Source organism: Pseudomonas sp. HMSC076A11 (genome assembly GCF_001810205.1).
GTDB lineage: Bacteria > Pseudomonadota > Gammaproteobacteria > Pseudomonadales > Pseudomonadaceae > Pseudomonas > Pseudomonas aeruginosa.
Map to the genome: position 1 here is coordinate 24,460 of NZ_KV800271.1, position 25,187 is coordinate 49,646.

Here is a 25,187-nt window from a genome sequence, read left to right on the forward strand (position 1 = left end):
AGACTGAGACCTACGCCGGTCAGCGAGAGCGAAATAGATCACACTTGACCGTATTGCTGGCCGTGGCGCAACCACCGTTCGAGCAGCGGGCTGACATGCTGCGGCCAGTGCGCCAGGAGGGATTGGGCGGCATCGCGGACCGCCGGCAGCAGGTCTGCGTCGCGCATCAGGTCGGCGACCTTGAATTGCAGCAGGCCGGTTTGGCGGGTGCCGAGCATTTCGCCGGGGCCGCGCAATTCCAGGTCCTTCTCGGCGATGACGAAGCCGTCGCTGGTTTCGCGCATGATGCCCAGCCGCTCGCGGCCGATCTGCGACAGCGGTGGGTGGTAGAGCAGCACGCAGTGGCTGGCGGCGCTGCCCCGGCCAACCCGGCCGCGCAACTGGTGCAGTTGGGCCAGGCCAAGGCGCTCGGGGTTCTCGATGATCATCAGGCTGGCGTTGGGCACGTCGACGCCGACCTCGATCACCGTGGTCGCCACCAGCAGTTGCAACATGCCTTCCTTGAAGGCTTCCATCACCACGGCCTTGTCCGCCGGCTTCATGCGCCCGTGGATCAGGCCGACGCGCAGTTCGCCCAGCGCCGAGGAAAGCTCTTCGTAGGTGGTCTCGGCGGCCTGGCAGGTAAGCTCCTCGGACTCTTCGATCAGGGTGCACACCCAGTAGGCCTGGCGCCCTTCGCGGCAAGCCGCGCGGACTCGCTCGATCACCTCGATACGGCGGCTGTCGGCCACCAGCACGGTATTCACCGGGGTACGCCCGGGCGGCAGCTCGTCTAGGATCGAGGTGTCGAGGTCGGCATAGGCGCTCATCGCCAGGGTCCGCGGGATCGGCGTGGCGGTCATGATCAACTGGTGTGGGCAGAGCCTGCCGTCCACGCCCTTCTGGCGCAGGGCCAGGCGCTGCTGCACGCCGAAGCGGTGCTGTTCGTCGATGATCGCCAGTGCAAGGCGCTTGAATTTCACTTCATCCTGGAACAGCGCGTGGGTGCCGACCACCATCGGCGCGCCGTCGCCGATGCGTTCCAGTGCCGCCGCGCGGGCCTTGCCCTTGAGCTTGCCGGCCAGCCAGGCGACTTCGATGTCCAGCGGCTGGAGCCACTTGCTGAAGTTGAGGAAATGCTGCTCGGCGAGGATCTCGGTCGGCGCCATCAGCGCCACCTGGTAGCCGGCCTCTATGGCTTGCAGGGCGGCGAGGGCGGCGACCACGGTCTTGCCGGCACCGACGTCGCCTTGCACCAGGCGCAGCATCGGCTCGTCCTGGGCCAGGTCGTAGGCGATCTCCGCGCCGACCCGGCGTTGCGCGCCGGTCGGCTGGAAGCCGAGGTTGGCAAGGAAGCGTTTCGGCAAGCGGCTGGCCGCCGGCAAGCGCGGCGCTGCCTGCGAGCGCACGGCTTCGCGCAGGCGCTGCAGGGATAACTGGTGGGTCAGCAGTTCTTCGAAGGCCAGGCGCAACTGCGCCCAGTGCCGGCCTTCGGCCAGTTCCTCGATGTCGGCATCCGGCGGCGGCCGGTGCAGGTAGCGGATCGCCTGGTCGAGCGGGCCAAGTTGGTAGTCGCGTGCCAGTTCCGCCGGCAGCCAGTCGGGCAGGCTGCTGGGGCCGAGCATGGCCAGGGCCTGTTGGCTCAACTGGCGCAGGCGCTGCTGGGTGAGGCCCTCGGTAGTCGGGTAGATCGGCGTCAGGGTCTGCTCCACCGGAATCGGCTCGTCGCCGTTCAGCGCGCGGTATTCCGGATGGTAGATCTCCAGGCCCGAGGCACCCGGCCGGACTTCGCCGTAGCAGCGCAGGTGGGTGCCGCGCTTGAGACCGTCCTTCTGCGCCTGGCTGAAATGGTAGAAGCGCAGGCTCAGGGTGCCGCTGCCGTCCTGCAGGCGCACCAGCAGGCTGCGGCGGCGCCCCATCACCACGTCGGCGCCGGCCACCACGCCCTCGACCACCGCGTCGGCCCCTGGCCGCAGGGCGCCGATGGCGGTGACGCGGGTACGGTCCTGGTAGCGCAGGGGCAGGTGGAACAGGATATCCTGCAGGGTTTCCAGGCCTACCCGAGCGAGCTTCTCCGCCAGCGCGGCGCCTACGCCCTTTAGCGCGGTGACCGGGACCCTGGACAGCTCGGTCATGCGATTTGCGGTTGTTCCTGGGTTTGCGGACGGGCCACCGAGCACAGGCGGATCGAGTCGGCCAGCACTTCGATGGCGCGTGGACGCGGGAAGCTGGCGCGCCAGGCGATGGCAACGGTACGGAACGGCACCGGCGCGCTGAACGGGCGCACTTCGATGACGCCCGGCGCGTAGTGGTGGCTGTCCACCGCGGAGAACGGCAGCACCGAGACGCCCAGTCCGGAGGCGACCATGTGGCGGATGGTCTCCAGCGACGAGGACTCCACCGTGGTGTGCTTGTTCTCGTCGCCCTTGCGCACGGTCGGGCAGGCTTCCAGCACCTGGTCGCGGAAGCAGTGGCCTTCGCCGAGCAGGAGCAGGCTCTTGTCGTTGAGCAGCTCGGAATCGATGCTGGCCTTGGCGGTCCAGGGATGGTCGGCCGGCATCAGCACATAGAAGGGCTCGTCGAACAGCGGCTTGGTCAGGACGTCGGCTTCCTGGAACGGCAGGGCGATGATGATCGCGTCGAGTTCGCCGGTACGCAGCTTGTCGCGGAGGATATGGGTGAAGTTCTCCTCGATGTACAGCGGCATCTGCGGCGCGACCCGGTGCAGCTGGGGAATCAGATGCGGGAACAGGTAGGGACCGATGGTGTAGATGGCGCCGACCTTCAGCGGCGCGGCCAACTGGTTCTTGCCGGCCTGGGCCAGCTCGCGGATGCCCTGGGCCTGTTCGAGGACCTTCTGCGCCTGGGCGACGATGCCTTCGCCCACTGGCGTCAGGCGCACGGCGCTCTTGCTGCGCTCGAAGATCAGCACCCCCAGCTCGTCCTCGAGCTTCTTCACGCCGACCGAGAGGGTCGGTTGGCTGACGTGGCAACGCTCGGCGGCGCGGCCGAAGTGTTGTTCCTGGGCGAGGGTGACGATGTAGCGCAGTTCGGTGAGGGTCATGGCTGCTCATCCGTTAAGATCGGCCAAGCATAGCGGCTGCACCGCCGCGAACCAACCTCCGGGGGCATGATCGGGCGTGCATTGCAGACGATTCGACGCCTACACTGCCCGCCTTGTTGTAGGAAGGAGACGGCTTCATGTCGCAAACAGTGATGATCGCCGGCTGCGGCGATGTCGGCGGGCGCCTCGGCGAGGCGCTGCTGGCCGATGGCTGGCGGGTCCATGGCCTGCGTCGCTCGGTGGACGCCTTGCCGCAGGGGATCCTGCCGGTGGCTGGCAATCTGCAGGCTCCGGAGTGTCCCGCGCAGTGGCCGAGCGAGCCGCTCGACTACCTGGTGTACAGCGCCGCCGCCAGTCAGCACGACGAGGCTGGCTACCGTGCCGCCTACGTCGACGGCCTGCGCCATGTGCTGGGCTGGTTGCAGGCCCGCGGCCAGCGGCCCAGGCGCCTGCTGTTTGTCTCCAGCACCGGGGTCTACGCGCAGACCGATGGCGGCTGGATCGACGAGGAGTCGCCGGCGCTTTCCCAGGCCTATTCCGGACGGATCATGCTCGACGCCGAGCAGGTCGCGCTGGACAGCGGGATACCGGCTACCCGCGTGCGCCTGGCCGGCATCTACGGTCCGGGGCGGGAGTGGCTGCTCAACCAGGTACGCCAGGGTTACCGGGTGGTCAGCGAGCCGCCCCTGTATGCCAACCGGATCCACGCCGACGATGCGGCCGGGCTGCTGGCCTTCCTGTTGCGCGCCGATGCCGGTGGCCAGGCGTTGGAGGACTGCTACATCGGTGTCGACGACGCGCCCGTGGCGATGCACGAGGTGGTCGACTACCTGCGCCAGCGCCTGGGCGTCAGCCAATGGGCCGACGAACATTCGGTACGCCGCGCCGGCAGCAAGCGTTGCAGCAATCGCCGCGCCCGGGCGCTCGGCTGGGTGCCGCGCTATCCCAGCTACCGCGAGGGCTACGCGGCGGTACTCGGGGACGCCTGATGGCTGCCAACCGGTTGTTGGCGCGTCCCTGGCTGCCTGGCGTGGAGCTGTTCCATGCGGACTTCTCCGGCCAGGCGTTCGGCCGCCACAGCCATTCGGCCTTCGCCATCGGCTCGATCCTCCACGGCGTCGGCGGCTACCAGTGCCGCGGGCGGCGCCATGCGCTGCCGGCCGGCACCCTGTCGCTGATGAACCCGGAAGAGCCACATACCGGGCACGCCGAATCCGAGCGGCTGGTCTACCGGATGCTCTATGTCGAGGAAACGCGCCTGCTCGGCCTGCTCGGCCGCAAACAGTTGCCGCGCGGCTTCGGCGAACTGAACCCGGCCGACGACGGCAGCGTGGCGGCTGGCCTGGCGTGGCTGGCCGAGGATTTCCAGCGCAGCGACGCATTGGGGTTGGAAAGCCGCCTGCTGGCCTTGCTCGAACAGGTCTTCGTGCGCCACGGCGGCTTGCGCCCGGCGGCTGCGGCGCCCCGCGACGGCGGAACCACCGCACGCCTGCGCGATTACCTGGAAGCGCATGCCACCGAGGCGCTCGGTCTGGACCAACTGGCGCAGTTGCTGCAGCGCCACCCGCGCCACCTGATCGAGGCTTTCCGGCGTGCCTACGGCGTACCGCCGCATACCTACCAACTGCAATGCCGGGTGCGCCAGGCCAAGCGCCTGTTGCTGGAAGAACGGCCGCTGGCGGAACTCGCCCAGCACCTCGGCTTCTACGACCAGGCGCACTTCTCCACGACCTTCCGGCGTTTCACCGGGGTCACTCCGGGGCAATTCCGGCGCAGCGCCAAGACCTGAGTTTTTTCCAATACGGCGCCCGCCGCGCTGCACAGACTGGAGGCCTTCGCGTTTCGAGGGGCCTCCATGTTCGCCGCGTTCGTCCTTGTCGCCAGTACCCATTTCGCTGCCCTGCTGTCGCCGGGGCCGGACTTCTTCCTGTTGGTGCGCGCCGCCCTGCTGCGCGGCCGGCGCCAGGCCGACGGGGTGGCCGCCGGCATCGCCCTGGCCAACCTCCTGAGCATGCTGCTGGTGCTCGGCCTGCTGGCCAGCGTGCCGGACTCGGCGCACAGCGCCTTGCGCTGGCTGCAGGCGCTCGGCGGACTGTACTTCCTCTGGCTGGCGGGCCAGGCGCTGCTTGCGCAGCGGCGACTGGAAATGCCGGCGCAGCGCGACGTCCCGTCCCGCGGCGGCTATCTGCGCGGGCTGCGCGACGGCCTGCTGGCGAGCAGCCTGAATCCCAAGCTGCCGATCTTCTATGCGGGGCTGTTCGGCGTGCTGGCGCGCTTCAGCCTGCCGGGCTGGGCGCTGGCCCTGTGCCTGGCGTGGATGAGCCTGGCGGTGCTGTGCTGGGACATGGCGCTGGTGCGCCTGCTGGACAGGCCGCGCTGGCGCGGCTGGTTGCAACGGCGGGTAGGTGCGCTGGACCGGCTGTGCGGCGTCCTGCTGCTGGCGCTGGGCGGCTGGCTGGTGCTGGCCGCCCTCTGAGAGGTGTCAGCGCTCCAGCAGCCAGACGCGCTTGCCGGGCACGTAGCTGGGCATCTCGTTGGCGCCGGCGGTATTGACCGCTTCGAACAGTTGCAGCTCGTCGTCGTCGAGGCTGAACAGCAATTCGCGGCCGCGGTTGCCTTGTTGCAGCCAGATGCTGTCGTTGTCGCCGCTCATCGCTGCGCAATCGCCGGCCAGGCACAGCGCGTAGCGTTCGGCGCCGGGCAGACCGCTGACCAGGCCATTGGCCTGGAACTCGACCTTGCCGCCCTGGCCCTGGCCTTCGCGGATCTTCCAGCTGCCCTTCAGATAGCTGCCATACAAGGCCCGCTCGAAACCGCTGCCGGCAGGGCTGTTGGCCGCGGGTTGCGGGTCGAGACGGCGGAAACGCTGTTCCGGGCCGTTGGCGCTGGCCTGCTGGATCAGCTCCTTGCCGTCCAGTTCGAGACTCTCCTGGTTGTCGTCGCCATAGAAGGCAACCTTCCAGTGCTCGTCATCGCTCTTGCTCAGGGTCCCTTCGCCCAGTTCGAAGCCGTTGCTGAAGGTGGCTTCGCCTGCCTTGCTGTCGAGCTTCCATTCCAGGTTCGGGCCATAGGCGAGCAGGGCCTCGCGCAGCTTGCCGTCCTTGCTCGCGGCGTCGATCGCGGCCTGGTTGATCCAGGTGCCGGACGGATCGGCCGTGCCGGCGCAGCCGGCCAGCAGGGTGGCGGCTGCGGCGAGGAAAATCACGCGGCGCATCGTGCTACTCCATGCAGAGCGACGGGGCCTTGGGCCCCGTCGCGAACATCCGGCTTATTCGAGGACGACGATGGCGTCCATTTCCACCTGTGCGCCCTTCGGCAGGGCGGCTACGCCGATAGCGGCGCGCGCCGGGTAGGGCTGGGTGAAGTAGCGGCCCATGATCTCGTTGACCTTGGCGAAGTGCGACAGGTCGGTGAGGAAGATGTTCAGCTTGGCGACGTCGTGCAGGTAGCCGCCGGAAGCCTCGATCACCGCCTTGAGGTTCTCGAACACCTGGACGGTCTGCTCCTCGAAGCCTTCCACCAGTTCCATGGTCTTCGGGTCCAGCGGGATCTGCCCGGACACGTAGACGGTATTGCCGGCCTTGATGGCCTGGGAGTAGGTGCCGATGGCGGCCGGGGCGTTGTCGGTGTGGATAACGGTCTTGGTCATGGGAACTCCTTGCTGAAATCGAGTGGGCGCGGGGGCGCCGGATGACACAGGAAAAAGCGGGTCAGCTACGCAGGCGGGTGATCCGGATCACTCCCTTGAGGGCGCGCAGCTTCTTGATGACGCGGGCCAGGTGGACGCGATCGTGCACGCTGACGACCAGCTGGACCACGCTGATGCGACCGTCGCGCTCGTCCATGCTGATCTTCTCGATGTTGCCGTCGGCCGCGTTGACGCTGGTGGCGAGCAGGGCGATCAGGCCACGCTGGTGCTCCAGTTCGACGCGCAGTTCGACATTGAATTCGCCGGTGACATCCTTGGCCCAGCTGAGCTGGATGCATTTTTCCGGGTTGTGGCGTACTTCGCTGATGTTCTTGCAGCTTTCCAGGTGCACCACCATGCCCTTGCCGGCGGACAGGTGGCCGACGATCGGGTCGCCGGGAATCGGCGTGCAGCACTTGGCGTAGCTCAGGACCAGGCCTTCGGTGCCGCGGATCGCCAGCGGACCCTCGGCGCTTGGCGCTTCCTCGCCCTCGCTGGACAGCAGGCGGCGGGCGACCACGTAGGCCATGCGGTTGCCCAGGCCGATCTCTTCCAGCAGGTCCTCGAAGACTTCCATGCGGTACTCGGCGAGCACGGCCTGGATGCGTTCCTGGGGAATCTTCTCGAGGTGGCTGTCGAAGCCGGTAAGGGTCTTGTTCAGCAGGCGCTCGCCGAGGTTGATCGACTCGGAGCGGCGTTGCAGCTTGAGCGCATGGCGGATATGGGTGCGCGCCTTGCCGGTGACCACGAAGCTCAGCCAGGCCGGGTTCGGCCGGGCGCCCGGGGCGGTGACGATTTCCACCGTCTGGCCGCTCTGCAACGGCTCGGAGAGCGGCGCCAGGCGACGGTTGATGCGGCAGGCGATGCAACTGTTGCCGACGTCGGTGTGCACCGCGTAGGCGAAGTCGACCGCGGTGGAACCCTTGGGCAGTTCCATGATGCGGCCCTTGGGCGTGAACACGTAGACCTCGTCCGGGAACAGGTCGATCTTCACGTTCTCGATGAATTCCAGCGAGTTGCCGGCGCGCTGCTGCAGTTCCAGCACGCCCTTCACCCATTGCCGGGCGCGGGCATGGGTGCCCTTGGGCGTCTCGTCGTTGGACTTGTACAGCCAGTGAGCGGCGATCCCGTGGTTGGCCATCTCTTCCATCTCGCGGGTACGGATCTGGATCTCGATGGGCACCCCGTGCATGCCGAACAGGGTGGTATGCAGCGACTGGTAGCCGTTGGCCTTGGGAATCGCGATGTAGTCCTTGAAGCGTCCGGGGAACGGCTTGTACAGGCTGTGCACGGCGCCCAGCACGCGATAGCAGGTATCGACCTTGTCGACGATGATGCGGAAGGCGTAGACGTCCATGATCTCGTTGAACGCCTTACGCTTGCCGCGCATCTTCTGGTAGATGCTGTAGAGGTGCTTCTCGCGGCCGATCACCTGGCCTTCCATGCCTTCGCGGGCGAGGCAGTTGACCAGCGACTCCTGGATCTTGCCGACGATCTCGCGGCGGTTGCCGCGGGCCTTCTTCACCGCCTGGCGGATGCGCTCGGCGCGCATCGGGTGCATGGCCTTGAAACCTAGGTCCTCGAACTCCACGCGCATGGTGTGCATGCCCAGGCGGTTAGCGATGGGCGCGTAGATTTCCAGGGTTTCCTTGGCGATGCGCCGGCGCTTTTCGCCGGACAGCACCTCGAGGGTGCGCATGTTGTGCAGGCGGTCGGCCAGCTTGACCAGGATCACGCGGATGTCGCGGGCCATGGCCATGGCCATCTTCTGGAAGTTCTCGGCCTGGGCCTCGGCCTTGGTCTCGAAGTTCATCTGGGTCAGCTTGCTGACCCCGTCGACCAGTTCCGAAACCGTCTCGCCGAACTGCGCGGTGAGCGCTTCCTTGGCGATGCCGGTGTCCTCGATCACGTCGTGCAGCATCGCGGCCATCAGGCTCTGATGGTCCATGTGCATGTCGGCGAGGATGTTGGAGACCGCCAGCGGGTGGGTCACGTACGGTTCGCCGCTGCGGCGGCGTTGCCCGTCGTGGGCCTGCTCGGCGTAGTAGTAGGCGCGGCGGACCAGGTTGACCTGGTCCGGCCCGAGGTAGCTCGACAGTCTGTCGGCGAAGGCGTCTATGCCCGGCAAGGGTTCACCCCCTGCCCGTAGGCGGGTTGCGGCGCTCGCAGGCGACGTCGAGCCGAGGCCATGGCTTACAGGGCCTCGGTGTTGGCCTCGTCGTCGAACGCTGCGAACAGCGGTTCGTCCTCGACGATGTCTTCCTGCTGGACGACGTTCTCATCGACCAGGCCGGAAGCGATCTCGCGCAGGGCGACGACGGTCGGCTTGTCGTTTTCCCAGGCCACTTTCGGCTCCTTGCCGCCGGTAGCCAGCTGACGGGCGCGCTTGGTGGCGAGCATGACCAGCTCGAAACGGTTATCGACGTTGTCCAGGCAGTCTTCAACGGTGACGCGGGCCATGGTGTTCCTCGTAACGAAAAGTGAGCCCGACGTTTGCCGGGCGGACTGAATAGTCTAAAAAATCGCCAATCTTTATGGAAGAGCCGATTTAGGCGAGCAGACGACCGAGCAGTTCGGCGTGGCGTTGCTGCTGGGCGTCCTGGCGCAACTGGCGGGCGCGGAAGATCGCCTTGAGGTCGTCCAGGGCGTGGGCGAAATCGTCGTTGATCACCAGGTGATCGTACTCCACGTAGTGGCTCATTTCGCTGACGGCTTCGCGCATGCGCCGCTCGATCACCTCGTCGCTGTCCTGGCCGCGGTTGGTCAGGCGCTGGCGCAGGGCTTCCTGGCTCGGCGGGAGGATGAAGATCGATTGGGCCTCGGGCATCAGCCGGCGCACCTGCTGGGCGCCCTGCCAGTCGATCTCGAGGATCAGGTCGAGGCCTTCGGCGAGGGTTTTCTCGACCCAGCGCTGCGAGGTGCCGTAGAGGTTGCCGAAGACTTCGGCATGCTCGAGGAACTCGTTGCGCTCGAGCATGGCGAGGAATTCCTCGCGGCTGGTGAAGTGGTAGTTGACCCCGTCCACCTCGCCCGGACGCATGCCGCGGGTGGTATGGGAGACGGACACGCGGACCTCGGGGGCGGCGTCGAGCAGGGCCTTCACCAGGCTGGTCTTGCCGGCGCCGGAGGGAGCGGAAACGATGTACAGGGTGCCGGACATGAGGTGTTCCTGGTGCTTCGTACGGGTTGGAAAGAGATCGGGCGGAGGCGCCCGCGGGTCATTCGATGTTCTGGACCTGCTCGCGCATCTGCTCGATCAGGACCTTGAGGTTGACCGCCGCCTGGGTCGAGCGCGGGTCGAACGCCTTGGAGCCCAGAGTGTTGGCTTCCCGGTTGAGTTCCTGCATCAGGAAGTCCAGGCGCCGACCGGCGGCGCCGCCGGCCTTGAGGACCCGGCGGACCTCGCCGACGTGGGTGGCGAGGCGGTCCAGCTCCTCGGCGACATCGCTCTTCTGCGCCAGCAGGACCAGTTCCTGCTCCAGGCGCTGCGGATCGAGTTCGGCCTTGAGTTCGGCGAAGCGGTCGAGGATCTTCTGCCGCTGGTTGGCCAGCATGGTTGGCACCAGTTCGCGCAGGTTGCCGACTTCCACCAGCATCGCGTCGAGCCGATCGTTGAGCAGCTTCGCCAGCTCCTGGCCTTCGCGCGAGCGGCCGGCCTTGAGTTGCTCCAAGGCCTGGCCGAAGGCTTCCAGGGCGGCGGCGTTGAGCGCCTGCGGATCGGCCGAGTCGGCCACCAGTACGCCGGGCCAGGCCAGCACGGCGAGCGGATCGAGAGGCGCCGGCTGGCGGATCAGGGCGGCTACGCCTTCGGCGGCGGCGACCAGTTGGCGGGCGCGCTCCTGGTCGACCTGCAGGCTCTTGCCGGCGGTTTCCTCGGCGAAGCGCAGGGTGCATTCCACCTTGCCACGCGACAGGCCCTGGCGCAGCGCCTCGCGCACCGCGCCTTCGAGGTCGCGGAAGGCGTCGGGCAGGCGCAGGTGAGGCTCCAGGTAACGGTGGTTGACCGAGCGCAGCTCCCAGCTCAGGGTGCCGTGGGTACCGGCCTGCTCGACGCGGGCGAAGGCGGTCATGCTGTGCACCATGGGTCTACCTCGATAGTCGTGTGGGGAGTGCGTTCGGCGCCGGACGCGCGCGGCTGCCGTGATTCGAGCCGGGCATTGTAACCCACGTCCGGCGGGGCCCGCACGCCGACGGTGGTTGAGAGCCCGGGCTGGCCTCTATAATGGCGGCCAATTCCGCTTTCTCAGTACAGGATATCCACGATGAATCGTCCCAGTGGCCGTGCCGCCGACCAGCTGCGCCCGATCCGCATCACCCGCCATTACACCAAGCACGCAGAAGGTTCGGTGCTGGTCGAGTTCGGCGATACCAAGGTGATCTGCACCGTCAGCGCAGAGTCCGGGGTGCCGCGCTTCCTCAAGGGCCAGGGCCAGGGTTGGCTGACCGCCGAGTACGGCATGCTGCCGCGCTCCACCGGCGAGCGTAACCAGCGCGAGGCCAGCCGCGGCAAGCAGGGCGGTCGTACCCTGGAGATCCAGCGCCTGATCGGCCGTTCCCTGCGAGCGGCGCTGGACCTCAGCAAGCTCGGCGAGAACACCCTGTACATCGACTGCGACGTGATCCAGGCCGACGGCGGCACCCGCACCGCCTCGATCACCGGCGCCACCGTGGCGTTGATCGACGCCCTGGCGGTGCTGAAGAAGCGTGGCGCGCTCAAGGGCAACCCGCTGAAGCAGATGGTCGCCGCCGTTTCCGTGGGCATCTACCAGGGCGTGCCGGTCCTCGACCTGGACTACCTGGAGGATTCCGCCGCGGAAACCGACCTGAACGTAGTGATGACCGATGCCGGCGGCTTCATCGAGGTGCAGGGAACCGCCGAAGGCGCGCCGTTCCGTCCCGCCGAGCTGAACGCCATGCTCGAACTGGCCCAGCAGGGCATGCAGGAGCTGTTCGAACTTCAGCGCGCCGCGCTGGCCGAATGAGCAGACGCCCGGCACTGCCTGCCGGGCCCCGGAGAAGGAGCGCTACATGAACGATGTATCCGAAGAGGTCGCCGCGACCCCCGGCCAGGAAGCCCGGCAATGGGCGATGTTCTGCCATTTCGCGGCGTTCATCGGCCTGGTGTTTCCCTTCGGCAGCCTGCTCGGGCCGCTGATCGTCTGGCAACTCAAGCGCGAGAGCGATCCGTTCGTCGACGCCCAGGGCAAGGAAGCGCTGAACTTCCAGATCACCGTGGCGCTGGCGATGTTCGTCAGCTTCCTGCTGATGCTGGTGGTGATCGGCTTCTTCCTGCTCGGCCTGGTCTGCCTGGCGGCGCTGGTGTTGACCATCATCGCCGGCATCAAGGCCAACGAAGGCAAGGCCTATCGCTATCCGTTCTGCCTGCGGCTGATCAAGTAGGCCGCACGTGGAATAGAAAAGCCGGCGCATGCGCCGGCTTTTTCGTGTCTAACAGGGCTCAGATGCTCAATTGCCAGTCGTAGTCGACGATCAGCGGCGCATGCTGGGAGAAGCGCGGCTGGCGCGGCAGCTTGGCGTTGCGCACGAAGCGGCGCAGGCCGGGGGTCAGCACCTGGTAGTCGAAGCGCCAGCCGAGGTTGAGCATCTCGGCCTGTTCGCTGTCCGGCCACCAGCTGAACTGATCGCCTTCGCGGCTGACTTCGCGCAGGGCGTCGGCATAGCCGAGGTTGCCGAACACTTCGTCCAGCCAGGCCCGTTCGGGCGCGAGGAAGCCCGGCATCTGCTGGCATTCGCGCCAGTTCTTCACATCCATCTTCTGATGGGCGACGTACAGCGAGCCGCAGTAGATGTATTCGCGGCGCTTGCGACGCTGCTTGCTCAAGTAATGGGTGAAGTCGTCCATGAACTTGAATTTCTGGTTCAAGCTCTCGTCTCCGCTCTGCCCGGAAGGCAGCAGCAGGGTGGCGATACTCACCTTGTCGAAGTCGGCTTGCAGGTAGCGCCCGTAACGATCGGCCGTTTCGAAACCTAAGCCGCTGATCACAGCTTTGGGCTGCAAACGGCTGTAGAGTGCGACACCGCCCTGTTCGGGTAGCTCGGCATCGCAGGCATAAAGGAAGTAGCCGTCCAGTTGGAAGGACGGGTCATCCAGATCGAAGGCGGAGGCTCGGGTGTCCTGCAAGCAGATCACGTCGGCATTCTGTGCTTGCAGCCAACTGAGCAAACCGCGCTCGGCCGCAGCCTGAATACCATTCACGTTCACACTGATGATCCGCATAAATGGCCCCCAAAATCACGTGCGTGTATGATACCCGAGCTCAAACGGTTTAGCTAAATTCATGCGGCTTGGTGTCATTCATGCAGGCGTATCAGCGCGATTTCATTCGTTTCGCCATCGAGCGCGGGGTTCTGCGCTTCGGTGAGTTCACCCTCAAGTCCGGGCGCACCAGCCCCTATTTCTTCAATGCCGGCCTGTTCGACAGCGGCCTGGCGCTGGCCCGCCTGGGACGCTTCTACGCCGAGGCGGTGATCGACAGCGGAATCGACTTCGACGTCCTGTTCGGCCCGGCCTACAAGGGCATTCCCCTGGCCGCCACCACCGCGGTGGCCCTCGCCGAGCAGCACCAGCGCGACCTGCCCTGGTGCTTCAACCGCAAGGAAGCCAAGGACCACGGCGAAGGCGGCACGCTGGTCGGCGCGCCGCTGAGCGGCCGGGTGCTGATCATCGACGACGTGATCACCGCCGGCACCGCGATCCGCGAAGTGATGCAGATCATCGACGCCCAGGGCGCCAGGGCGGCGGGCGTGCTGATCGCGCTGAACCGCCAGGAGCGTGGCAAGGGCGAGCTGTCGGCGATCCAGGAGGTCGAGCGCGACTTCGGCATGCCGGTGGTGAGCATCGTTTCCCTGGAGCAGGTGCTGGAATATCTTGCCGAAGATGCTGAACTGAAGAAGCATCTGCCGGCGGTAGAGGCCTATCGCGCCCAATACGGTATCTGAACCTTTCACAAGGGACTGGCATGGTCGGACAGGATGTAATGCGTTGCCTGATGGCCCTGGGGCTGGTGCTCCAGGGGCTTTCCTTCGGCGCCCAGGCGGCGCCGGGCGGAGCGGTGGAGCTGTACCGCTACGTCAACGACAAGGGCGTGGTGGTGCTCGACCGCCAGGGTGTGCCGCCGCAGTACATCGGCAAGGGCTACCAGGTCCTCAACGACCAGGGCCGGGTTATCCGCACCGTACCGCCGGCGCCGACCGCCGAGGAACTGCGGCAGCGCAAGGCGGCCCAAGCCCAGGCCAGCTCCGATGCGCAGCTGCTGCGCCTGTATTCCAGCCTCGAGGACGTCGACCGCGCTCGCGAACGGCGCCTGGCGGAACTGGACGGGCTGAGCAGCGTGGCGCGCGGCAACCTGCAGTCGCTCAAGCTGCAACAGGCCAACCTGCAAGGCCAGGCGGCCAACCAGGAGCGTGCCGGACGTCCGGTGGCGCAGGCGCTGGTGGACCAGTTGGACGATCTCAAGCAGGAGGAAAAGCGCCTGCAGGGCGAGATCGGGCGTTTCCAGAAGGCCCGCGAAGACGCGGAAAGAACCTATGCCGCCGACCGCGCGCGGCTCTCCCAGCTACTCGGCGTGAGTCCCTGATTCCACTGGCGACCGTCGCTCGAACGCCCTGATCTTCTCGCGCAGCCAGTCCGGCAGGGGCTGGCTCTGTCGCTCGTTCGCATCCGCATAGACGTAGACCAGCTCGCCGACGGTGAGCAACTGCTCGTCGCGCCAGATGCCCAGCTCGAAAACCAGGCTGCTGCGCCCCAGCCGCGCCACGCGGGTGCCGATGTCCAGCCAGTCGTCGAAATGCGCCGGGGCGCGGTATTCCAGGGTGCTCTTCACCGCGAACAGGTCGCCTCCGCCGCGCAGCAGGTCGGCCGGGTAGGACATGCCGAGCTGGCGGTAGTACTCGGTGGTGGCGACGTCGAGATAGGTCAGGTAGTTGCCGTTGAAGACGATGCCCTGCGGATCGACCTCCGCCCAGCGAACCCGCAGGGAATGGAAGAAGGTGTAGTTCTGGCGCTGTGCTGCGCTGCTCATGCCGGCTCCTCGACGCTGCTGCAGACATCGACTCTAGACCGCCATCGCGCGGTGCGAAAGGGCTGGCCGCAGAACCCCCCGTCGCTGGCCCGCATTGCCCTCATCCTCGGGGCGTCGCGGCCTTAGTGTTGTTCGACGAGAACGCACGCCGTGCGCAACGAGAGAGGAACACCATGTCGTCCACGCTCCGCCCCGGACCGGGCAACTCGCGCCTTTGCCGCCCGGGGTTGCTGCTTGCCCTGGGCCTGATGCTGGTGGCCTGCGGAGAATCCACGGAGCCGCCGGCGCGGGCCGCCGATTCCCAGCGTGTCCCTGCGGACCCTGCGTTGGCGCAGGTGTATTCCGCCAGTTGCAAGCTCTGTCACGCCAATCCCGCCTCCGGCGCGCCGCTGACCGGCGATGCCGCTGCCTGGGCGCCACGCCTGGCGCAGGGCATCGACACCCTGCTGGACCACAGCATCAACGGCTACAAGGGCATGCCACCCATGGGCATGTGCATGCAGTGCTCGGAAGAACAGTTCCGGGCTTTGATCGATTTCATGTCCGCAGCGCAGGACCGATAGGGGATACCGGCATGCCAAGTCATCTGTCGCGACGCCAGCTCCTGCAACGGGCGGGAGCGCTCGGTGCGTTCGCCGCCATGGTGGGAAACCCCGCGCTGGCGGAGTTGCTCCGCGCACCGCGCCTGATTCCCTGGCGCAACTGGTCCGGCGCGCAAAGCTGCCTGCCCCTGGCGCGGGAGGCACCGAAAGACCTCGACGAACTGGTCCGGATCATCCGCCAGGCGTCCGGCAGGATCCGCCCGGTGGGCTCCGGGCATTCGTTCAGCGCGTTGGTCCCGACCGACGGCACCCTGCTCTCACTCGCCTACTTCAGCGGCTTGCTCAGCCACGACAGCGCGACCCTCCAGGCCGAGTTCGGCGGCGGTACGCCGATGTCGCAGATGGGCGCTCCGCTCAAGGATATCGGCCAGGCGCTGGTGAACATGGCCGATATCGATTACCAGACCCTGGCCGGCGCCATCGCTACTTCCACCCATGGCACCGGGGTCGGCTTCGGTTCCTATTCCGCCCAGGTTCGCGGTCTGCAACTGGTCACCGCGAGCGGCGAGGTGCTCGAGTGCGACGCCAAGCGCAACGTGGAGGTGTTCGATGCCGCGCGGGTCTCGCTGGGGGCGCTGGGCGTCGTGACCCGGGTGCGCCTGCAGAACCGCGCGGCCTACCGCCTGCGTGAACGGCAGTGGATCGCCCGGACCGAGGAATTGCTGGAAGACGTGGAGAAGAATACGCGCGAGAACCAGCACTGGGAGATGCTGGTGGTGACCCATTCCGACTACGCCCTGTCGATCGCCCTCAACGAGACCGACGAGCCGAAGACCCCGCCCCTGGACCCGGCGAAGGAAGGCGGCAACGAGTTCGTCGGCCTGATCGAAGGTCTCGACAAGTACCTCAGCGACTTCCCGGAGACCCGCCGCACCCTGCTCAACAGCCTGCGCCATTTCGCCCGCTTCGACGAGCGGGTCGACGATTCCTATGCGGTCTACGCCAACGTGCGCAACGTGCGCTTCAACGAGATGGAGTACTCGGTCCCCGCCGAGCATGGCCCCGCCTGCCTGCGGGAGATCCTCGCGCTGATCCGCGACAAGGACCTGCGCACCTGGTTTCCCATCGAGTACCGCTACGTGAAGGCCGACGACATTCCCCTGAGCATGTTCGAGGGCCGCGACAGTTGTTCCATTTCCGTGCATCAGCACTACAGCATGGACCACCACAACTTCTTCGCCGCGGTGGAACCGATCTTCTGGAAATACGCCGGGCGGCCGCACTGGGGCAAGCTGCATGGCCTCAACGCGCACCAGTTGCAGGTGCTCTATCCGCGCTGGAAGGCATTCGCCGAGGTGCGCCAGGCGCTGGATCCCCGCGGGCGGTTCCTCAATGCGCACCTCTCTTCCATCCTGGGCGTGACCTGAAAGGAGCGACGCCGTGAATCGACGCAAGTTCATGTTCGCCGGCCTCGGGGCCGGCGCGCTGCTGGCGGGAACTGCCGCCTGGATGCGTCCCGCCGACCGTGGCGGGCCGTACGACGACTATTTCCGCGCGCTGAACCGCGAACTCAAGGCCAATGGCCCGATGTGCCCGGTGCTGCTCATCGACCTCGATCGCCTGGACCACAACATCGATGTGGTGATGCGTTCGGTCCGCCGCGGCGGCAAGCATCTGCGGCTGGTGGAGAAATCGCTGCCTTCGCCCGGCCTGCTGGCGTACATCGCCAGGCGCGCCGGCACCCGGCGGCTGATGTCCTTCCACCAACCGTTCCTCAACCACGACGCGGTCGCTTTTGCGGATGCCGACATCCTCCTCGGCAAGCCGTTGCCGGTGCGTTCGGCGGAACTGTTCTACCGCGAGCACAAGGGTGCGTTCGACCCGGCGCGGCAGCTGCAATGGCTGATCGATACGCCGCAGCGCTTGCGTCAGTACCTGGCGCTGGCCCAGGGGCTGGGTACCCGGATGCGCGTCAACATCGAACTGGACGTCGGCCTGCATCGCGGCGGGGTGGCCGACCAGGCCGCGCTGGGCGAATTGCTGGCGCTGATCGCGGCGCATCCGCAGTACCTGGAGTTCGCTGGCTTCATGGGCTACGACCCCTTCGTCGGAATGGGGGTGCCGGGCATCCTCGGTTCGCCCGAGGAGCTGTTCGCCAAGGTCATGGCGCTCTACCAGGGACATGTCGACTTCGCCCGCCAGCGCTTCGCCGCGCTGTGGACACCACAGCTGACCCTGAATACCGCCGGCAGCCCCAGCTATCGCATGCACGAGAAGGAAACGCTGAGCAGCGAGGTCTCGGTGGGCACCGCCATGCTCAAGCCGAGCCACTACGACCTGGCGTCCCTGGCCGAGCATGTGCCGGCCGTCTACATCGCCACGCCGGTACTCAAGAGCACCGGCGCGGTGCAGATCCCGGCGCTGGACGGCAAGTCCCGGCTGTTTTCCTGGTGGGACCCCAACCAGCGCGGCACCTTCTTCATCTACGGCGGCAACTGGATGGCCGACTTCGCCTCGCCCGAGGGACTGCGCAGCAACGGCATCTACGGGCGCAGCTCGAACCAGGAAATGGTCAACGGCTCGCCTTCGGGGGGCCTGGAGGTGGACGACCAGGTCTTCCTGCGGCCGACCCAGAGCGAGTCGGTGCTGCTGCAATTCGGCGACCTGCTGGCGCTGCGCGGCGGGCGGATCGTCGAGCGCTGGCCGGTTTACGCCTAGGACGCCTGGCGCTTTCCTCGTCGATGGCGGCAGCCCGCGGATACCGGGCTGCCGCTTCGTTCCGATGCCTCAGAGTTCGAACGGAATGGTCAGCTTGGCCCAGAGCATGTCGCCCTCGGGGCGGTTCTCCACGTCGAATTCCTTGGCCCAGCGGATCTCCGCGCTGGCGTACTTGAGGAAGGTCAGGTGCACGGCCGGGCCGATGGCGAAGACCTGGCCGCGTACGCCGTCGTCGACTTCCTCGCCGAAACCGAACACCCGTACGGTCTCGCCGTTCTGTTTGTCGTCGGTGGTCTGCTTGAGGTAGTAGCCGTTCAGGCCGAGGCGCAGGTTGTCGGTCACCCGGTAGCTGGCGGAATAGTCGAAATGGAAGATCTGCCCCGAGCGATAGTCGGTGTCGTGGTTTTCCATGTTGAAGCTGTAGGTGGCCTTCAGCGACAGCTCGGTGCGTTCGGTGGGCAGCCAGGTGAAGGAGAACAGCGGCTTGTAGGTGTAGAAGTTGTTGCTGGTGTTGGCCAGCCGCTCGGCATCGTACTTGCCGGTGGGCACGGTGACCTCCACGGCGGCGGCCAGGGTCAGGTCCTTGCCCATGTCCCAGAGGATGATCGGCGCGAAGGTGGTGTCGCCCATGCTTTCCCGTTCGTCGCTCAGGCCGAACGCGGCCACCCGTTGGCGGAGATAGGGCTGGGCGATGTAGCCGCCCAGGCGCCCGCCGAAGATCCGCAGCGGGCTCAGGTAGTCCAGGCGAGGGATGATCGCATCCGAGCTGATCTTCACGTCGGACACCTTGCCGCCGAAGGAGCTGATGTTCAGCTTCCTGGCTTCGTAGTGGTTGTAGTAGACGTTGAAGGCGAACATGTGGTCGGGGAGGTTGTCGACGTCCAGTGGCAGGGTGAAGAAACCGTCGGTTCCTGGACCAATGTTGTCCACGCCGCCTTCGCTGGCGTGGGTGCAGCAGCTGACGGCGAGGGTGACGCAGGCGGCCAGGCGCAGGGGCCTGTGGGGGCGGATCGGTTTCATGGGCGGGCTCTTATTATTGTTGGCGTGGCTCGGGGCACGGCATAGGAATAAGCCCTAACGGCAGGCCGAGGCAGGGCATTGACGGTCAGCGAGGGGGGGATTTGCGGACACTGCGCAATGCTTTGTTACATCTGTGCGGAACGCTATATGATGGGACGCTCATCCCATGTCGCGATCCACCGCCAGAACAAGAACGAAGCCGAGACCGGCTCAGGATTTCGCCCATGCACAACAATGCCGCCGATGCGCGCTACGAACTCGCCCAGGTATCCACCTTCCTGCTGCAGACGCTGGCCGAGGTGGTCGAAGGCCATGGTGTCGATCCCGCGCGGCTGTGCCGGGGCCTGGGCTTCACCGTCGAAGACCTGCAGGACCCTACCCAGCGCATCTCCTACCGCCAGGCCGTGAGCATGATCCAGCGTGCCCTCCAGGCCCTGCCGGAGCGGGGACTGGGGCTGTGGGTCGGACACCAGAACGTGCTCGGTACCCTTGGCCTGCTGGGCCATGTGCTGTCGCTGTGCCGGACCCTGCGCGACGCGTTCGACATCGGCGTGCGCTACCAGCACAGCTCGGGCGGTATCGTCACCTCCAGCGTCTACCAGCAGGGCGACACCTTCTTCGTCGAGGTTGAATGCCACCTGCCCAGCAGCGAGGTGCAGGTGTTCGCCATTGAGGAGTTCTTCGCCAGCCTGCTGGTGTATGGGCGTGCCCTGGTCAGCCCGGCGTTCGAACCGCTGGGCATCGAACTCATCCATGCCGCTCCGCCCTACGCGGGCGAATACCTGCGCCTGCTGGGGCCCCAGGTACGCTTCGGCTGCCTGCACAACCGCATGGCGATCGCCAGCCACTGGCTGGACATGCGCCTGCCCAACCACAACCTGCCGGCGTTGCGCCAGGCGCTGGCCCTGCTGGAGCAGGAAAGCACCCAGGTGCACCGGAAACTCGACTTGGTCCAGGCGGTGGAACGGGCCATCGCCCGCGACCTAAGCCTGGGCAGCCAGATCGAAAGGATTTCCGCCGAACTGAACATGAGCAGCCGCACCCTGCGGCGCCGGCTGGCCGAACACGGGCTGACCTTCGAGGCGTTGCTGGAGCAGGTGCGGCGAGGGCGGGCGATGAGCCTGCTGGGCAACCCCGGGATGTCCATCGAACGTATCACCGAGGAAGTGGGATATCGTGATATCCGCAGTTTCAGGCGCGCGTTCAAGCGCTGGACGGGAGTGAGCCCGGCGACCTTCCGTAGCGAGGGCACGAGCCCGTTGGACCAGGTCTTCACGCTGGCCGCGCGACGCTAATGGAGGAACCGCCATGGCGCGCCGGAGCGCGCCGTGGCGGGCGGATCAGTGACGCTTGCGGTTGCTGATCAGGGTGCCGACGCCGCTGTCGGTGAAGATTTCCAGCAGCACGGCATTCGGTACCCGGCCATCGATGATGTGCGCGCTGGTCACGCCGCCCTGCACCGCTTCCAGGGCGCAGCGGATCTTCGGCAGCATGCCGCCGTAGATGGTGCCGTCGGCGATCAGCTCGTTGACCTGTTCGGTGGACAGCCCGGTCAGCACCTGGCCCTGCTTGTCCATCAGGCCGGCGATGTTGGTCAGCAGCATCAGTTTCTCGGCCTTCAGCGCTTCCGCCACCTTGCCGGCCACCAGGTCGGCATTGATGTTGTAGGACTCGCCGTTGCTGCCCACGCCGATCGGCGCGATCACCGGAATGAAGTCGCCCTTGACCAGCATGTTCAGCAGCCCGACGTTGACCCCGGTGACTTCGCCCACGTGGCCGATGTCGATGATCTCCGGCTTGGTCATCTCCGGGGTCTGGCGGGTCACGGTGAGCTTCTTCGCGCGGATCAGCTCGGCGTCCTTGCCGGTCAGGCCGATGGCGCTGCCGCCGTGGCGGTTGATCAGGTTGACGATGTCCTTGTTCACCTGGCCGCCGAGGACCATCTCCACCACGTCCATGGTCGCCGCGTCGGTGACGCGCATGCCGTCGATGAAGTGGCTCTCGATCGACAGGCGCTTGAGCAGGTCGCCGATCTGCGGGCCGCCGCCATGCACCACCACCGGGTTGATGCCGACCGCTTTCATCAGCACCACGTCGCGGGCGAAGCCGGCCTTCAGCTCCTCGCTCTCCATGGCGTTGCCGCCGTACTTGATCACCAGCGTCTTGCCGACGAAGCGGCGGATGTAGGGCAGGGCCTCGGAAAGGACCTTGGCAACCTGGGCGGCGTCATCGCGACTCAGGGTCATGGGGAGCTCCGACATGTCAGAAGGGCACGGGCAGCGAGGAATCCACTGCCTTCAGTTGGTTACGGAAGACGGTCTTGATGCGCTCCAGCTCTTCCTCGGTGTCCGCTTCGAAGCGCAGGACCAGCACGGGAGTGGTGTTGGAGGCGCGTACCAGGCCCCAGCCTTTGGGGTAGTCGACCCGCACGCCGTCGAGGGTGGTGATGTTGCCTTCGCCCCATTGGGCGTCGCGTTGCAGCGCCTCGATGATGGCGAACTTGCTGTCCTCGGTGACGGTGATGTTGATTTCCGGGGTGGAAATGTCGCTCGGGAAGGCCGAGAACACGTGCTCGCTGTCACGCTGATCCTGGCTGAGGATTTCCAGCAGGCGGGCGGCGCTGTAGATGCCATCGTCGAAGCCGAACCAGCGCTCCTTGAAGAACACATGGCCGCTCATCTCGCCAGCCAGCAGGGCGCCGGTTTCCTTCATCTTCTTCTTGATCAGCGAGTGGCCGGTCTTCCACATCACCGGACGGCCGCCGTAGCCGCTGATCAGGGCGATCAGACGGCGGGTGCACTTGACGTCGAAGATGATGTCGGCCCCCGGGTTGCGCGAGACCACGTCCTTGGCGAACAGCATCAGCAGACGGTCCGGATAGATGATGGTACCGGTATTGGTGACCACGCCGACGCGATCGCCGTCGCCGTCGAAGGCCAGGCCCAGGTCGGCGTTCTCGGCCTTGACCTTGGCGATCAGGTCCTTCAGGTTCTCCGGCTTGCCCGGGTCCGGATGGTGGTTCGGGAAGTTGCCGTCGACCTCGCAGTACAGCGGGATCACGCTGCAGCCCAGGGCCTCGATCAACTGCGGGGCGATCACCCCGGCCACGCCGTTGCCGCAGTCGACCACCACCTTCATCGGCTTGGCCATGGCGATGTCGTCGCGGATCTGCTTGAAGTAGCGCGGCAGGATGTCGACCTGCTCTACGCTGCCGACGCCGGATGCCAGGTCGTTTTTCTCGATGCGCTCGCGCAGGGCCTGGATCTGCTCGTTGGCCAGGGTCTCGCCGGCGACCACGATCTTGAAGCCGTTGTAGTCCGGCGGGTTGTGGCTGCCGGTCAGCATCACCCCGGACTTGCCCTCGAGCACGTTGGCCGCGTAGTACAGCACCGGGGTAGGCACCATGCCCACGTCGCTGACCTGGCAACCGCAGTCCACCAGGCCCTGGATCAGCTGCTTGACCAGCTCGGGACCGGACAGGCGGCCATCGCGGCCGACAGCGACGCACGGTTCGCCGCGGGCGAGGCTTTCCGAGCCGATGGCGCGACCGATCCAGTAGGCGGTCTCGGCGGTGAGGGTATCGCCTACCACGCCACGGATGTCGTAGGCGCGGAAGATGCTGGCGGGCAGCGTCGGTGCTTTTGCAGTGCTCATGATGGGGGTTTGCTCCAATCCCAGGAGGTCCTGGTCTTCATCGAGAATGTCGATATCCAGAATGTCGGTGTTCTGGAACAACGGATCTGCCAATGCCGGCTCCTCGCGAGGAGGCGCTTTCGCCACCGCCACCGGCGCCACCGGCGCTGCCTTGGCAGGGCTGGGCACGCTGGTCGGCTCCGGCTTGCGCCGCGGCTGGCGGGCCAATGCCTGGATCAGCGGGGCGAAGCCCGGCAGGCTAGGCACAGGGGGTTTGGCAGTGCGTTGCCCGCCGAGTTCCTGAAGATACTGACCGAGGGTCAGGACATCCTGATGCAGGCGGCGCAACAGCGACGAACGGGTGAGGTAGGTGCCGAGGATGCCGCCGAGCAGCGCCAGCAGCGCCGCGAGTGCCAGCAGCAGCGGCGAGGCCTGGGTCGAAGCGACGCTGCCGGGCGTGTAGTTCAGTTTCCAGTTCGGATTGCCGCTGTCCAGCGCTTGCGCACCCTTGCCCGGCGCCGGCGTACCGCGTTGCAGCAGCACCTGGGCCGGTGCGCCGGAGAACTGCTGGACCAGTTGTACCTGGCCGGCATCGCCCGGCAAGGGCGGCAGGGCGCGCAGCAGCCGTTGCAGGTCGACCGCCAGCAGCAGCGTGCCTTGCAGGCTCTGGTCGGCGCCGCGCACCGGCGCGGCGCTGTACAGCAACCAGCGCTGGCCGACCTTGTAGGCTTCGGCGGCGACGTTCTGGCCACTTTCCACCCGGTGCAGGATATCCAGGGCGGCGAAGCTGACCGGGCCGGGGCTGTCGTTGTCCTGGGCGGCCTGGCCGGGCGCGTTCAGGTGGGCATCGACCACGCCGTCCCAGGCCAGCAGGCTGCGCTGGGCGGCCTCGATGCGGGTGGCGTCGCCGCTTTGCAGGGCTTCGAAGGCGAGGGGGCTGGCCGCGGCGGCGCGGGTGTCGGCGGCGAGTTGCTGCAAGGCCTGGCGCAAGGCGCCGGCCTGGCCTTCGGCCCAGGCCGCGTCCAACTGGCGCTGCTGCGCCTCACCGGCGCCGCCGAAGACGCCGAACCAGAGCAGGGCGCCGGCGGCCGCCACGCCCAGTAGGCTGGCGCCTATGCCGGGCAGCAGGTCCTTGCCGTCAGCGCGTTCGGACGCTGCCTTGCGCGGCTTCTTTTCCGGTTCGAGCAGGTCGCCCAACTCGTTCCCATCCTTGGCGGTGCGCTGGAAAAGCTTCATGCCGCGTCTCCTCGGCGTCTCGTCCTGTGTTCGGGGTCAGTGGCTGCCGGAATGGCCGAAGCCGCCGGCGCCGCGCTGGCTTTCGTCGAACGCTTCGACCAGCTCGAAATGCGCCTGCACCACCGGCACCAGTACCAACTGCGCGATGCGCTCGCCGACGGCGATGGTGAACGGCGACTCGCCGCGGTTCCAGCACGACACCATCAGCTCGCCCTGGTAGTCCGAGTCGATCAGGCCGACCAGGTTGCCCAGCACGATGCCGTGCTTGTGCCCCAGGCCGGAGCGCGGCAGGACCAGGGCGGCGAGGCCGGGATCGGCGATGTAGATGGACAGGCCGGTGGGAATCAGCAGGGTCTGGCCCGGGCCGAGGACGCTGTCTTCCTTGAGCATGGCGCGCAGGTCCAGGCCGGCCGAGCCCGGCGTGGCGTACTGCGGGAGCGGGAAGTCGGAGCCCAGGCGGGGGTCGAGGATCTTGGCTTGGAGAGAGTGCATCAGTAACTCATTGCTGGTTGAGGCGGTCGGCGATGAAGGCGACCAGCTGGCGAGCGATCTTGCCCTTGCTGGTCTGGGCGAAGGTGCTCGGATGCAGGTCGCGGTCGATCACCGTGATCGCGTTCTCGTCGCTGTTGAAGCCGATCGAGGGGTTGGCCACGTCGTTGGCGACGATCAGGTCGAGGTTCTTGTCCTTCAGCTTGCGTGCAGCATAGTCCAGCAGGTTTTCGGTTTCTGCGGCGAAGCCCACGCTGAAGGGACGATCCTCGCGCTGTGCGAGGGTGGCGAGAATGTCGGGATTGCGCACCAGCTGCAAGAGCAAGCCCTCGCCGCTGGTAGGGTCTTTCTTCAGTTTGTGCGCGGCGACCACTTCCGGGCGGTAGTCGGCGACCGCCGCGGAGGCGATCAGCAGGTCGCAGGGCATCGCCGCCTCGCAGGCGGCCAGCATGTCGCGGGCGCTGACCACGTCGACGCGCTGCACCCGGTCGGGCGTGGGCAGGTGCACCGGGCCGGTGACCAGGGTCACCCGTGCGCCGGCTTCCACCGCCGCCTCGGCGAGGGCGAAGCCCATCTTTCCGGAACTGTGGTTGGTGATGTAGCGCACCGGGTCGATGTTTTCCTGGGTCGGGCCGGCGGTGATCAGCACATGCACGCCGGTCAGCGCCTGGCGCTGGAAGCAGTCGGCGGCGCGCTGCGCCAGTTCCTCGGCTTCGAGCATGCGTCCGAGGCCGACGTCGCCGCAGGCCTGGCTGCCCGCTGCCGGACCGAACAGG

The 25,187-nt window shown here is 66.7% G+C and carries 26 protein-coding genes; 11 read left to right on the forward strand and 15 right to left on the reverse strand.

All coding sequences use genetic code 11. From position 1 onward, the window contains the following. Nucleotides 1-38 precede the first annotated feature (38 nt). Nucleotides 39-2,114, reverse strand: a complete 2,076-nt coding sequence (gene recG, locus HMPREF2716_RS04080; RefSeq protein ID WP_003096624.1) for an ATP-dependent DNA helicase RecG — start codon at nt 2,112-2,114, stop codon at nt 39-41. Beyond that, nucleotides 2,111-3,043, reverse strand: coding sequence for an oxidative stress transcriptional regulator OxyR (oxyR, locus tag HMPREF2716_RS04085; RefSeq protein ID WP_003096622.1), 933 nt, complete (start codon nt 3,041-3,043; stop codon nt 2,111-2,113). Before oxyR ends, recG begins: the two co-directional genes overlap by 4 nt. Before the next feature lie 137 nt (nt 3,044-3,180). On the opposite strand from oxyR, the gene HMPREF2716_RS04090 reads away from it, so the two are divergent. From HMPREF2716_RS04090 to HMPREF2716_RS04100, 3 genes are all read left to right on the forward strand, one after another. Continuing rightward, entirely contained in the window at nt 3,181-4,032 is an 852-nt protein-coding gene (locus tag HMPREF2716_RS04090) for an SDR family oxidoreductase (RefSeq protein ID WP_023518203.1), read from the forward strand. Next, nucleotides 4,032-4,832, forward strand: coding sequence for an AraC family transcriptional regulator (locus HMPREF2716_RS04095; protein WP_003114367.1), 801 nt, complete (start codon nt 4,032-4,034; stop codon nt 4,830-4,832). The genes HMPREF2716_RS04090 and HMPREF2716_RS04095 overlap by 1 nt, the downstream gene beginning before the upstream one ends. A 66-nt stretch (nt 4,833-4,898) precedes the next feature. Beyond that, a complete protein-coding gene (locus HMPREF2716_RS04100) occupies nt 4,899-5,519 on the forward strand; it encodes a LysE family translocator (RefSeq protein WP_003096613.1) in 621 nt (206 codons plus the stop codon). Nucleotides 5,520-5,525: 6 nt separating this feature from the next. On the opposite strand, the gene HMPREF2716_RS04105 is transcribed toward HMPREF2716_RS04100, so the two are convergent. The 6 genes from HMPREF2716_RS04105 to HMPREF2716_RS04130 all read right to left on the reverse strand — a co-directional run bounded on the left by HMPREF2716_RS04105 (nt 5,526) and on the right by HMPREF2716_RS04130 (nt 10,813). After that, entirely contained in the window at nt 5,526-6,257 is a 732-nt protein-coding gene (locus HMPREF2716_RS04105) for a hypothetical protein (protein WP_003096611.1), read from the reverse strand. A 54-nt stretch (nt 6,258-6,311) separates the two neighbouring features. Then, complete coding sequence (locus HMPREF2716_RS04110; protein ID WP_003096609.1) at nt 6,312-6,692, reverse strand: RidA family protein; 381 nt, start codon at nt 6,690-6,692, stop codon at nt 6,312-6,314. Between the two features lie 61 nt (nt 6,693-6,753). Then, nucleotides 6,754-8,859 (reverse strand): bifunctional GTP diphosphokinase/guanosine-3',5'-bis pyrophosphate 3'-pyrophosphohydrolase, encoded by a 2,106-nt coding sequence (gene spoT, locus HMPREF2716_RS04115; RefSeq protein WP_003096603.1) that lies wholly within the window; start codon nt 8,857-8,859, stop codon nt 6,754-6,756. Nucleotides 8,860-8,924: 65 nt separating this feature from the next. Next, on the reverse strand, nt 8,925-9,191 hold the full coding sequence (gene rpoZ, locus HMPREF2716_RS04120) for a DNA-directed RNA polymerase subunit omega (protein ID WP_003096602.1): 267 nt from the start codon (nt 9,189-9,191) through the stop codon (nt 8,925-8,927). Between the two features lie 88 nt (nt 9,192-9,279). After that, nucleotides 9,280-9,891, reverse strand: a complete 612-nt coding sequence (gmk, locus tag HMPREF2716_RS04125; protein ID WP_003098317.1) for a guanylate kinase — start codon at nt 9,889-9,891, stop codon at nt 9,280-9,282. A 58-nt stretch (nt 9,892-9,949) separates the two neighbouring features. Then, nucleotides 9,950-10,813, reverse strand: coding sequence for a YicC/YloC family endoribonuclease (locus HMPREF2716_RS04130; RefSeq protein ID WP_003096599.1), 864 nt, complete (start codon nt 10,811-10,813; stop codon nt 9,950-9,952). Between the two features lie 180 nt (nt 10,814-10,993). On the opposite strand from HMPREF2716_RS04130, the gene rph reads away from it, so the two are divergent. Both rph and HMPREF2716_RS04140 read left to right on the forward strand, forming a co-directional pair. Beyond that, nucleotides 10,994-11,713: a ribonuclease PH gene (gene rph / locus HMPREF2716_RS04135; protein ID WP_003096595.1), complete on the forward strand. Its 720-nt coding sequence runs from the start codon at nt 10,994-10,996 to the stop codon at nt 11,711-11,713. A gap of 46 nt (nt 11,714-11,759) precedes the next feature. After that, nucleotides 11,760-12,131: a DUF4870 domain-containing protein gene (locus HMPREF2716_RS04140; protein ID WP_003096590.1), complete on the forward strand. Its 372-nt coding sequence runs from the start codon at nt 11,760-11,762 to the stop codon at nt 12,129-12,131. A gap of 58 nt (nt 12,132-12,189) precedes the next feature. Here HMPREF2716_RS04140 and HMPREF2716_RS04145 read toward each other — a convergent pair whose 3' ends face one another. After that, entirely contained in the window at nt 12,190-12,969 is a 780-nt protein-coding gene (locus HMPREF2716_RS04145; protein WP_003098313.1) for an exodeoxyribonuclease III, read from the reverse strand. An 80-nt stretch (nt 12,970-13,049) separates the two neighbouring features. Here HMPREF2716_RS04145 and pyrE point away from each other — a divergent pair, with 80 nt between their 5' ends. Together pyrE and HMPREF2716_RS04155 are read left to right on the forward strand one after the other, a co-directional pair. Beyond that, nucleotides 13,050-13,691, forward strand: a complete 642-nt coding sequence (pyrE, locus tag HMPREF2716_RS04150; RefSeq protein WP_003096586.1) for an orotate phosphoribosyltransferase — start codon at nt 13,050-13,052, stop codon at nt 13,689-13,691. 20 nt (nt 13,692-13,711) lie between these two features. Then, nucleotides 13,712-14,329, forward strand: a complete 618-nt coding sequence (locus tag HMPREF2716_RS04155; protein WP_003161150.1) for a hypothetical protein — start codon at nt 13,712-13,714, stop codon at nt 14,327-14,329. On the opposite strand, the gene HMPREF2716_RS04160 is transcribed toward HMPREF2716_RS04155, so the two are convergent. After that, entirely contained in the window at nt 14,309-14,773 is a 465-nt protein-coding gene (locus HMPREF2716_RS04160) for an acyl-CoA thioesterase (protein ID WP_016254048.1), read from the reverse strand. The genes HMPREF2716_RS04155 and HMPREF2716_RS04160 overlap by 21 nt on opposite strands. A gap of 173 nt (nt 14,774-14,946) precedes the next feature. Here HMPREF2716_RS04160 and HMPREF2716_RS04165 point away from each other — a divergent pair, with 173 nt between their 5' ends. The 3 genes from HMPREF2716_RS04165 (at nt 14,947) to HMPREF2716_RS04175 (ending at nt 18,033) form a co-directional block, all read left to right on the forward strand. Beyond that, nucleotides 14,947-15,336, forward strand: a complete 390-nt coding sequence (locus tag HMPREF2716_RS04165; RefSeq protein WP_003098306.1) for a c-type cytochrome — start codon at nt 14,947-14,949, stop codon at nt 15,334-15,336. Nucleotides 15,337-15,413: 77 nt separating this feature from the next. After that, nucleotides 15,414-16,742: a D-arabinono-1,4-lactone oxidase gene (locus HMPREF2716_RS04170; RefSeq protein ID WP_073650762.1), complete on the forward strand. Its 1,329-nt coding sequence runs from the start codon at nt 15,414-15,416 to the stop codon at nt 16,740-16,742. 82 nt (nt 16,743-16,824) lie between these two features. Next, the gene (locus HMPREF2716_RS04175; RefSeq protein ID WP_083318186.1) at nt 16,825-18,033 is read left to right on the forward strand and encodes a DSD1 family PLP-dependent enzyme; all 1,209 of its coding nucleotides are present in this window, start codon (nt 16,825-16,827) and stop codon (nt 18,031-18,033) included. Nucleotides 18,034-18,102: 69 nt separating this feature from the next. Here HMPREF2716_RS04175 and HMPREF2716_RS04180 read toward each other — a convergent pair whose 3' ends face one another. Continuing rightward, nucleotides 18,103-19,053 carry a SphA family protein gene (locus HMPREF2716_RS04180; protein WP_023518202.1) on the reverse strand — a complete coding sequence of 317 codons (951 nt, stop codon included), beginning with the start codon at nt 19,051-19,053 and terminating at the stop codon, nt 18,103-18,105. Between the two features lie 224 nt (nt 19,054-19,277). Here HMPREF2716_RS04180 and sphR point away from each other — a divergent pair, with 224 nt between their 5' ends. Continuing rightward, a complete protein-coding gene (gene sphR / locus HMPREF2716_RS04185; RefSeq protein WP_003114360.1) occupies nt 19,278-20,348 on the forward strand; it encodes an AraC family transcriptional regulator SphR in 1,071 nt (356 codons plus the stop codon). Between the two features lie 45 nt (nt 20,349-20,393). On the opposite strand, the gene argB is transcribed toward sphR, so the two are convergent. From argB to coaBC, 4 genes are all read right to left on the reverse strand, one after another. Then, nucleotides 20,394-21,299 (reverse strand): acetylglutamate kinase, encoded by a 906-nt coding sequence (gene argB, locus HMPREF2716_RS04190; protein ID WP_003096572.1) that lies wholly within the window; start codon nt 21,297-21,299, stop codon nt 20,394-20,396. 16 nt (nt 21,300-21,315) lie between these two features. After that, complete coding sequence (locus tag HMPREF2716_RS04195; protein WP_023518201.1) at nt 21,316-23,922, reverse strand: phosphomannomutase/phosphoglucomutase; 2,607 nt, start codon at nt 23,920-23,922, stop codon at nt 21,316-21,318. Between the two features lie 36 nt (nt 23,923-23,958). Further along, entirely contained in the window at nt 23,959-24,414 is a 456-nt protein-coding gene (dut, locus tag HMPREF2716_RS04200; RefSeq protein ID WP_003098293.1) for a dUTP diphosphatase, read from the reverse strand. 7 nt (nt 24,415-24,421) lie between these two features. Next, the coding region (coaBC, locus tag HMPREF2716_RS04205; protein WP_141762303.1) for a bifunctional phosphopantothenoylcysteine decarboxylase/phosphopantothenate--cysteine ligase CoaBC at nt 24,422-25,187 on the reverse strand (766 nt) is incomplete at its 5' end.